Annotated in this window: 10 protein-coding genes; all 10 read right to left on the bottom strand. The window is 45.2% G+C overall.

The annotated features are described in order from the left end of the window. Positions 1-336: 336 nt before the first annotated feature. Positions 337-1,557, bottom strand: coding sequence for a type II secretion system inner membrane protein GspF (gspF, locus tag ACO6VE_RS23280; protein WP_422463762.1), 1,221 nt, complete (start codon positions 1,555-1,557; stop codon positions 337-339). Positions 1,558-1,576: 19 nt separating this feature from the next. After that, on the bottom strand, positions 1,577-3,082 hold the full coding sequence (gene gspE, locus ACO6VE_RS23275; RefSeq protein ID WP_422463760.1) for a type II secretion system ATPase GspE: 1,506 nt from the start codon (positions 3,080-3,082) through the stop codon (positions 1,577-1,579). Positions 3,083-3,105: 23 nt separating this feature from the next. After that, positions 3,106-3,543 carry a type II secretion system major pseudopilin GspG gene (gene gspG / locus ACO6VE_RS23270; RefSeq protein WP_422463758.1) on the bottom strand — a complete coding sequence of 146 codons (438 nt, stop codon included), beginning with the start codon at positions 3,541-3,543 and terminating at the stop codon, positions 3,106-3,108. Positions 3,544-3,545: 2 nt separating this feature from the next. Further along, positions 3,546-4,064, bottom strand: a complete 519-nt coding sequence (gene gspM / locus ACO6VE_RS23265; protein ID WP_422463756.1) for a type II secretion system protein GspM — start codon at positions 4,062-4,064, stop codon at positions 3,546-3,548. Continuing rightward, positions 4,061-5,377 carry a type II secretion system protein GspL gene (gene gspL, locus ACO6VE_RS23260; protein ID WP_422463754.1) on the bottom strand — a complete coding sequence of 439 codons (1,317 nt, stop codon included), beginning with the start codon at positions 5,375-5,377 and terminating at the stop codon, positions 4,061-4,063. The genes gspM and gspL overlap by 4 nt, the downstream gene beginning before the upstream one ends. A 7-nt stretch (positions 5,378-5,384) precedes the next feature. Beyond that, on the bottom strand, positions 5,385-6,371 hold the full coding sequence (gspK, locus tag ACO6VE_RS23255) for a type II secretion system minor pseudopilin GspK (protein ID WP_422463752.1): 987 nt from the start codon (positions 6,369-6,371) through the stop codon (positions 5,385-5,387). Beyond that, on the bottom strand, positions 6,368-6,997 hold the full coding sequence (gspJ, locus tag ACO6VE_RS23250; RefSeq protein WP_422463750.1) for a type II secretion system minor pseudopilin GspJ: 630 nt from the start codon (positions 6,995-6,997) through the stop codon (positions 6,368-6,370). Before gspJ ends, gspK begins: the two co-directional genes overlap by 4 nt. Next, on the bottom strand, positions 6,994-7,389 hold the full coding sequence (gene gspI / locus ACO6VE_RS23245) for a type II secretion system minor pseudopilin GspI (protein WP_422463748.1): 396 nt from the start codon (positions 7,387-7,389) through the stop codon (positions 6,994-6,996). Before gspI ends, gspJ begins: the two co-directional genes overlap by 4 nt. Then, positions 7,370-7,882 carry a GspH/FimT family pseudopilin gene (locus ACO6VE_RS23240; protein ID WP_422463746.1) on the bottom strand — a complete coding sequence of 171 codons (513 nt, stop codon included), beginning with the start codon at positions 7,880-7,882 and terminating at the stop codon, positions 7,370-7,372. The genes gspI and ACO6VE_RS23240 overlap by 20 nt, the downstream gene beginning before the upstream one ends. Before the next feature lie 532 nt (positions 7,883-8,414). Continuing rightward, positions 8,415-8,985, bottom strand: a 571-nt coding sequence (locus ACO6VE_RS23235) for an RHS repeat-associated core domain-containing protein (protein ID WP_422463744.1), incomplete at its 5' end; no start/stop codon positions are given.

Genomic DNA, 8,985 nt, shown 5'->3' with positions numbered 1-8,985 from the left:
AAAGTTGAGGGTTCTCTTGTGTTTTCAGAAATTATGAGTATGTCAGTTTTCTGGTTGTGGCAGCTGACGTGTATTCATCGGGAGTAGCTGACATAATAGTTTGATAAAAAAACAGTCTTATTTCGTGTATTTTTTAACCAAAACTAAGTAAAGTTTGATAAAACATTCTGGTTGCTTTTACTCAACCCATACCAATGTAACAATATAGTTTGATAAAAATTAAAATAGCTAATTAATTCAATGCGTTATGCTTGACTTAAACTTCTTTGGCAGGAGATAAATATATTAATTTCGACTGCGCTGCCCAGACAACTATCTGTCAGACTTCTTTCCCCATTAACTCAACAGCTGATTCATATTCAATACTGGTAGCAGTATCGCAATTACGATGGTCATTACTACAGCACCCATCAAAATTAACATCATCGGCTCAAGCAGGCTAAGACAGAGTGCTACTTTATCACTCAGTTCCTGCTGCTGATGAGTCGCGGCCCTTTCAAGCATCTGATCAAGTTCTCCGGTGGCTTCTCCATTGGCAATCATGTGTTGCATAAGCGGGGGGAAATAACCAGCCTCCAGCATTGCTTTGTTCAAACTACTACCCTCACTTACCCTCGTGCCAATTCTTTCAACTGTCTGCTTAAGAACGACGTTGTTCACTACCTGAGCAGCGATGTTCAGCCCATCCACGAGAGTGATTCCGCTTTTCGTCAATATACTCAGCGTACTTGCAAAACGGGATGTATTGTAGGATTTGGTGAACTTGCCAATCCCCGGCAAATCAAGAAGTAACTTGTCCCATAAATAGCGAATATTGGGCCGATTCAGCAAAAATCTAACTGCAAAGACAGACAGCACCAACATAGCCAAAAGCAGTGGCCAATATTGCTGCATCCAATTGCTCATTTCTATAAGCATCAACGTGATTGGCGGTAATTTCTGACCAGAGCCCATAAATACAGAAATAATATCTGGTAAAACATAACCCAGCAGAAAGCTAACTATTGCAATACAAGCCACCATTAGAATAACTGGATAAATTACCGCCTGTTGTATAAGCCTTTTTGACTGCATTTTTGCTTCTGTGAAATCAGCCAGTTGCTGTAATACCCGGTCAAGGTAGCTTGAATGCTCACCGGCCGCCACAGATGCAATATACATTTTCGGAAAAATGTGGGGATAAGCTTCCATACTCTGGGCGAGTGTATAGCCTTCCATCACTTTACTGCGAACCGATAAAATAATATTTCTCAGGTGCAGCTTTTCTTGCTGGCTGGCTACTGCAAAGAGTACTTCTTCCAGAGGCATGGCTGCCTGCACCAATGTTGCCAGCTGTCGTGTAAGAATTGCCAGCTCAGAGGTTCGAATGCTGCGTTTATAAGTCAGCCTACCTTTAGCCTGATGTTCTTGCCGACTAAACATCATGCTTTCAACCGTTACTGGGGTCCAACTTTTCTCTCTAAGTATCTGTCTGACCTGTCGAGCACTATCCGCCTCAAACATACCTTTCTGCTCTAGCCCGGTTTCGTCCAGTGCTACGTATTCATAAGCTGCCATATCAAGCAAAATCCCTACGTTATTCTTCTTTCCGGGTGACCCTCAGAACCTCTTCAATAGTTGTTTCTCCAGCCAGTATCTTTCTAACCCCATCATCGATAAGACCGGCTGCTTTCTTACGAAAACCGTTCAATACCTCCTGCTCACTGACTCTTCCATGAATCATTCGTCGAATATTTTCATCAACACTCAGTATTTCATAAAGTCCGGTTCGGCCACGGTAGCCTGATGAGCTACAGGCAGAGCATCCGTTAGCTCTGTATACTTGATACGTATCATGAGTAATTCCAAGCACCTGGCTTTCATCTTCAGTCATTTCATAAGGCTGTTTGCACTCATTGCACAAGGTTCTTACAAGCCGTTGTGCCACAACCCCCATTAAACTTGAGGATAAAAGGAAGGACTCGATGCCCATATCCTGCAATCTTGTAATAGCACCAACGGCTGTATTCGTATGCAAGGTAGAAAGTACCAAGTGTCCGGTCAGGCTGGCCTGAACTGCTATATCCGCTGTTTCCTTATCCCGGATCTCGCCGACCATAACTATATCCGGATCTTGTCTCAATATGGCCCGCAGGCCTCGAGCAAAGGTCATATCCACCTTGGCATTCACCTGGGTTTGGCCTATGCCATTCAGTTTGTATTCAACAGGATCTTCAATCGTCAGAATGTTTCGGAGTGAGTCGTTTAATGTACGCAGGCCTGCGTATAACGTTGTCGTTTTTCCTGAGCCAGTCGGCCCTGTCACTAAAACAATGCCATGGGGTTTATGAATCAACTGATTAAGCGTCTGTTTTTGATCTTCTGACAGCCCCAGGTAGTCAAGGGTTAACTTATCCAGAGCCTTATTTAACAGACGAAGCACAACCCTTTCCCCATTCGTTGATGGAAGGGTGGAAACACGAATATCAAATTCTTTGCCGGCCACTTTCAGAGAGATTCGACCATCCTGTGGAATGCGCTTTTCGGCAATATCCAGTTTCGCCATAACCTTGATTCTGGATACCAGTAACGCAGCCAGTTTTCTCTGTAGTTCAAGTATCTCTCTTAAAACACCATCCACCCTGACGCGAACAACCAGCGTTGCTTCAAACGTTTCAAGATGAATATCAGAAGCATTCTCTTTCACCGCTTCAGCTATCATGGCATTGATCAGACGAATAACTGGCGCATCATCACTGTGCTCAAGCAGGTCTTCTGCCTTAGGCACGACATCCGCCAAGCTATTTAAGTCCATTTTGTCACCCAGGTCAGCTGCATCCTGTAACATCTCTGAACTGTCATTTTGATAAAAACTTGACAGTTTCTCAGCAAAGTCAGTTTCACTGATTTGTACATAACTGATCTCGGACCTGGTCTTTCTCAGCAACTCGCCACAAACTTGTGGTTTGGGGAAAGTGTGAAAATACACCAAGTGCCCACCCTCCTGGCTGACAAGAATAACACCGTGCTTTTTTGCATAATAAAACGGTAATCGGTACAACTGCTGACCAACATCTACGGAATCACCAAACGCCAGACTCATAACAAAATCATCCCTGGTAGCCTCTAAGACTCTTCTGACCAGTTATTTATATCTTTATCAAGCGCATCTCCACCTTCCCGTCCATCTGCTCCAAGGGAGTAGAGGTCAAATCGGCTGTTGTTACCAGGATGAAGATACATATACTCATGCCCCCAGGGATCTACAGGTGCTTTCTTCATATACCCTTCGGGGTTCCAGCGCTTGGGTTCTGGTGAAATTCCAGGCTTTTTAACCAAGGCCTGCAACCCCTGGTCTGTTGTGGGGTAAATTCCATTATCCAGCCGATAAAGCTCAAGAGCTTGAGAAATGGCTTCAATATCTGACCGTGCAACGGTTACCTTCGCCTGATCCGGCCTGCCTAAAATTTGAGGGCCAACCATGGCTGCCAATATGCCAAGAATGACGACAACCACCATAATTTCGATCAACGTAAAACCGGACTGTTGATTATTCTTATTCATGCTTACATCCCATGACTTTTTCCTGATGTCTCCAGCTGCAGAAAGGCTTTAACAATGCCCGGAGATTGCAGCCGATTTACCCTGAGTTTTGAGACTGACAATTCATACTGGGTATCCAGAGCATAAATCCATGTCAGTAAATCTTTATAAACCGCCTCATCGAGCCAGATAGCAAGCCCCTGCCTTCCGGGCTGTACTTTGCTGAAGGCAATACCTGACTCTTTTGCGACTTTTCCTGCGACGATAGCTATCGGCTCATTATTCTTGACTGTTTGGTCACTATACTTCACTTGACCTGCATTTTCCTGTACCCATTGATATTCCGCCAACTGGTTATGGAAATCGGACTTTTGGGTGCTGGACCAGTCAAATACCGGACTCCAAAGCAGTGCGTAAATACTTAATGACAACAGGGCTGCAAATAAGATAATTAATGCTCGCTGATCTCTGACAGAAAGCTGCCTGCACCCACTGATGACAGGAGCAAAAAGTAAGGTTAACTTTTCAGAAAACTGGCTCATCCGTTGCTCCTTATTGTCAATCTGGCCATTACCTTATTTTTAACCTGACGTGCATTATCCAGGTGAACACCAAGTCCGGATTCCTGAAGAGCTGTCTGTAATTGATTAACTTGCTCCAGCTCTGTGGCGCTGAATTCCAGCACCAATTGCCCAGCTGTTGCATCAAAGTCATAAAAAACCGGATCAATACTAACACCATCAACGGCATCTACCGCTTGAGACAAGGCCTGTAACATCATCAGCACACTGGTGCCCGCCCCTTTTTCAGGTTGTTGAAGTCGGCTCTTAAGGCGGGGTTCGATGCTGATTGCTGAATTGCCTTGCTTGACCGCAGCGAGCATTGACTGATCGTGAGGGAAAGCATCGAGATACACTTCGGCAGTCTTAATCCAATACTCCCTTTTTTTCTCAGCAAAATATGTCCCACTGTAACCAAGAAACAGTAAGCTGCTAACCAACCAGACTGATGCCATGGCTGCAATATTTTTCAAGATCTCTTGATTTTCTGGTTTGGAAGCGCCGACCTGGTAACAACCTGAGCGCAGATTGATCAGCCTGGAATCCCCAATACCTGACCGATACATAGCTTTGAGTAAACCAGTAACACTATAAGGAGACTGTTCAGCACGAGACTCAAGATTCGATTCAACTATCCATTGTTGTATTTCTGGCAATCTCGGAACGGAAGATTGCAATGCTTCGATTACACTCAGTTTTGTTACTGTCTCAGTAGAAAGTTGGCCGAGCACCCCGCGCACAGAGTTATCAGTAAGACAAACCGGTGCGACACCTTCCAATCCCAGAATGTAACTTGAGCCATCCATTAATAAGAAACATTCCTTTTGCTGAAAAATGGTGAGATTAGCTTCTGAATAAACCCTTAATGGCTGAATACCCGTATCATCCAGTAGAGCAAGCAGATACTCCATATCAAGGTGAGCTATGGCTACCGCCAATACTTTGTTGTAGCTATCCGGTTTCGTGGTAGCAAAGTGAATCGTTTCTATGTTTACTGCAAACTGCTCTTCAAGCATAAACGGCAGCACAGCAGCCAACCGTTTCTTTTGCCCATCGTTCACCTGAAGCCGCCATAGCGAAGCCAACTCTCCGGGCACCGTCACAGTTGATGTAAACGATGAAACGTCAAAACCCTCTGTCACAATAGATTCCCCCAAAGTAGCCAGTGTGCACTCAACTTCAGAGTTAATGCTGTCTTTACTGCTTTTTTCTGCCAGCAGCGACCAGCACACAAGGCTCTCAGGAGATAAGGGGTTCAGAGAAGGAAGAACCCGAATAAACAACTCATCTTGCATCTTATTATTATCCCTCCGGGCTTTCCGGCTGATGCTCAGGCAATGGCCAATGATAATCTGGCCCGACTTCCCGTGCTGCAACCTGCACTATACCGTCCTTCTTCCTGTACAAAAGAGTTTTCATCTGGAATTGTGCACTCTGAAATTGAACCTTGATAAGTGCAGAATAAAACTGGCTGGAAAACCCCACAGGCAACTTGTTAAGTAATCCAACTTTGCTATTCATACTTGGGATCATTTTAAGATCATCCAGTGTCGTCAATGGGGCACCTGAGCGTAAATCAACAATAGCTTTGACGTCAGCTTTCGATAGCTGGTCGGACAGACTCAGCAATACCTTTTCAGAGGCAGTATTCAAATTGATATGCGTCTTCTCCGGGAGAGCTGTCATCACGCTCGATATATTTCGCACCCGATGTAATGTCACTGTTGTTAGCGCCGCCAACTCAGACAGCGAAGCCATGTGACGATCCCCCGTACGATAAGGTTCAGGCATCATCAGGTACTGATTATCTTCAGCTCCCTGGGGCGACAGTTGTTGATTGCTGTCCACCCAATCACGAATTAAAAAGGCCACGCGCTCATCCATGGCGAAGTGCTTCAGCAGGTTTTTAACCATAGTCACTGAGGCATTATCGGATGCATCTGTCAGGTTATTCACATTGAGCTTGCCTTGCTCATCAACCACCGTAATCTGAATATCGCCCTGTCCGACTTCATAACTGACTCGTTGCACATTCCAGTTCTCATCCAGGGAGTCCAAGGCAGTGGCTTTACCTTGGTCTTTCAGAAAGTCCTCTTCCAGTAATGCAATAACGTACTGCTCTGCACCCATGGCGTAGTGCCGCGCCTGCATTTGATCTAGAGTGAACGCCGTTTTTCGGGTATTGGACTTCAGGGTCACTAACACCTCGGTACTGATAAAAATCAGCACCGAAACAATCAACATCACCGAAAGCAGGGCAACACCTTGCTGCTTTTGATGGGCGATCATAACTTGGCCCCTTGTTTGGAAGTATCAACTGCCTGATAGTCAACCATAGGAAAAACCAGCGGAATATCGTCCAGTTCCGCATGAGTGATTTTGATCTTTATGGCGATTGGCATTTGGCTCAAATTTTCAGAAGCTGTCCAGCTATCCTGCCATTGTCGTTGATAGTTTAAATACTGAATATCCATCTCACGAATGCCGTTCAATACGACTTGCTCAACAACTTCTGACTGATAAGCGCGATCAACCACTGGCCAGAATGAGCGAATCAGCCGATCCTCCATCAAGGTGTATACAACCCGTTGCAGACTACTGCGTTTCTCCTGCCGGGGGTTTCGCCAACCTGCCCGGGTAAAAGATAAAACACCCCCTTGTTGGTTGGATGTAAAAAAAGCCGGCTCAACATCGCCAAATTGATTTCGGGCAGGTCGTAGCACTACCTGTGAGAAATCATTTTCGAGCGTAGATTGCAGACGCTGCAAACCACTTAACTGATGGAATACATCATCGATGGCTTCCCGCGCATTCGTAGCAGAGTGTAGTAATCGGTAGGCTGCACTGCTGATAACGGCAAAGATTGAGATAGCAATCAGCAGCTCCAGCAGCGTGAAACCCTGGACTTTCCTCATAGGCTGACCACCCGAACATAACTCACCAAACGGGCAATAGTCACTGACAATTCCGAAGGAGGTTGATCCCCTTCATAAACGTTTACTTCCACCCGCCTCAGTAACGGTGAGGATGAAGGTGCAACCTGCTGAACAACAAACCACGAATGACCAAATTGCTGCCTATGCTCCACACGTTGCCCAACCACAACGCGCCATGGTTCTGCATACGCATTGTTCACATAATAATGAGCCACTTGTGCGGCAAGCAGCTTGTTGCGGACATCCCTGGCCTGCCTGGTGGTATTTCCATCTGTCAGCACCAGCATGGCGGCGGTGGCTGAAAAAATAGCCAGCGCTACCATAACTTCCATCAAGGTGAACCCTTTGGGCTTACTCCATGATTGCAACATCAGACAACCCGTCACTGCCCATGGTGATGAACCCGGAATCATCAGGGCCTGAGATTTCCAATTGAAAAGGTGTTACTTGTCGATCCGAAAAAAATACAAGATCAGGAATGACAGCTTCGCCAGTGTTGTCTGGGTCTTGATAGTGTAAAACTTCCAGGCGTATCAATAGATTTTCCGGTAACCGGTAAGGCTGGAAAGGAGGTTCTTTTACAAGCTGCCAACTCATATCATCACCCAGCTGCCACCACCGATAATCCGTCCCACGATCTATGGATAACCCCAGTTCACGGTTACGCTCCATGGCCTGATCTCTGGCTTTCGTCATCAATAGCATCAGCCGCTGAGCCTGAGCTACTGTCAAGTTTTTGTTGTTTTTCTGTAGTGGATTAATTAAGGCAATGCCGAGTAAAACACCAGTGATCACAATCACCACCAACAGTTCTATCAGAGTGAATCCTTTCTGATCTGTAGATGCTTCACAACCCGACATCATATTAACATCTTTACTTTTTTATCATTACTTTGTCGCTCATTCAGCTATGGTAATGCATCCTGCATGCAGGTAACACAGGCAAAGAAGATTTCTGTACAAACTACTGAGTTTCTGAGACCAAGTAGCAATATATAAGACCTAAGCATGGGAGCCAAATAAAAGTTTTTGACTTTAGCTGCAAGCGTTTATTGCTCCTATCCATGAAAATAGAAGCATGATTAGTTATTAGTTGCAGTGTTTTACGGAAAATATTTCAGTCAAGAATCAAATAAATTAATACCAAAAAGAGAGACTGACATATGAACAGCCCAAATGTTAGGTATCTCTTCCTGTATTTAAGTAGTCGCTGTGGTGGTGTAATTATGATCTTTGCATATACATAACTTATCAACCATAGTGAGAAGATAAAGACAAGTAGCCAAGCCTCTCCAACCAACTTTGATAAAATCAGTCCCATGAACAGGTAGGAGGGGAGCATGACCATGCCAGACACCCACCACTTATGATACAAAACGCTATGCTCACTCATTATTCACTCAACGCCTGAAGGACACATATTTGCATACTCAAGATCTGGATAACCATCGCCATCATTGTCACAATCCAAGGTTTGACAGCCCAGCCCACCTGTATAGGTTAAAGTACCGACAAATACACCAATAGGATTTGGTATAATATTGCCTGACTTAGGACTAACCTTTAAAGCGCTAGACGTCACCGTTTCAACCACTTTACTAGCTCCCACATTGAATAATTGTTCTACTGGAGTTCTTGGAGACACATATGGCCCTTCAACCTGTATATTTCCAAGATAGGTAGTTGGTGGTGGTGGCGGCAAAGCACTTCCAATTACACCTGTTAAACCATATGGGTCAACTTGTGTATTGGGGCTGGCCGTCACATAGGAAAATCCGTTTAATCCGCCAAGCAACCCAATCGGATCACTCTGGACATACCTACCGTTACCCGGCGCATAATCCCTGAACCGGTTGTAATACAACCCACTCTCACTATCCGCATACTGCCCGGGGAAGCGAATATTAAACCCAAGGCTTTCACCTCTGGTGATATCCGCAACACCATACGGCGAGAGGTTGGTTGCC

This window comes from Endozoicomonas sp. ALB115 (genome assembly GCF_049310245.1).
Lineage (GTDB): Bacteria > Pseudomonadota > Gammaproteobacteria > Pseudomonadales > Endozoicomonadaceae > Endozoicomonas.
This window is presented reverse-complemented; position numbering and strand designations above follow the sequence as displayed.

What these genes read in the sequence shown, in the direction of transcription:
- gspF (WP_422463762.1), bottom strand. Translation starts at nt 1,557, where the DNA reads ATGGCAGCTTATGAATACGTAGCACTGGACGAAACCGGGCTAGAGCAG.
- gspE (WP_422463760.1), bottom strand. Translation starts at nt 3,082, where the DNA reads ATGAGTCTGGCGTTTGGTGATTCCGTAGATGTTGGTCAGCAGTTGTAC.
- gspG (WP_422463758.1), bottom strand. Translation starts at nt 3,543, where the DNA reads ATGAATAAGAATAATCAACAGTCCGGTTTTACGTTGATCGAAATTATG.
- gspM (WP_422463756.1), bottom strand. Translation starts at nt 4,064, where the DNA reads ATGAGCCAGTTTTCTGAAAAGTTAACCTTACTTTTTGCTCCTGTCATC.
- gspL (WP_422463754.1), bottom strand. Translation starts at nt 5,377, where the DNA reads ATGCAAGATGAGTTGTTTATTCGGGTTCTTCCTTCTCTGAACCCCTTA.
- gspK (WP_422463752.1), bottom strand. Translation starts at nt 6,371, where the DNA reads ATGATCGCCCATCAAAAGCAGCAAGGTGTTGCCCTGCTTTCGGTGATG.
- gspJ (WP_422463750.1), bottom strand. Translation starts at nt 6,997, where the DNA reads ATGAGGAAAGTCCAGGGTTTCACGCTGCTGGAGCTGCTGATTGCTATC.
- gspI (WP_422463748.1), bottom strand. Translation starts at nt 7,389, where the DNA reads ATGTTGCAATCATGGAGTAAGCCCAAAGGGTTCACCTTGATGGAAGTT.
- ACO6VE_RS23240 (WP_422463746.1), bottom strand. Translation starts at nt 7,882, where the DNA reads ATGATGTCGGGTTGTGAAGCATCTACAGATCAGAAAGGATTCACTCTG.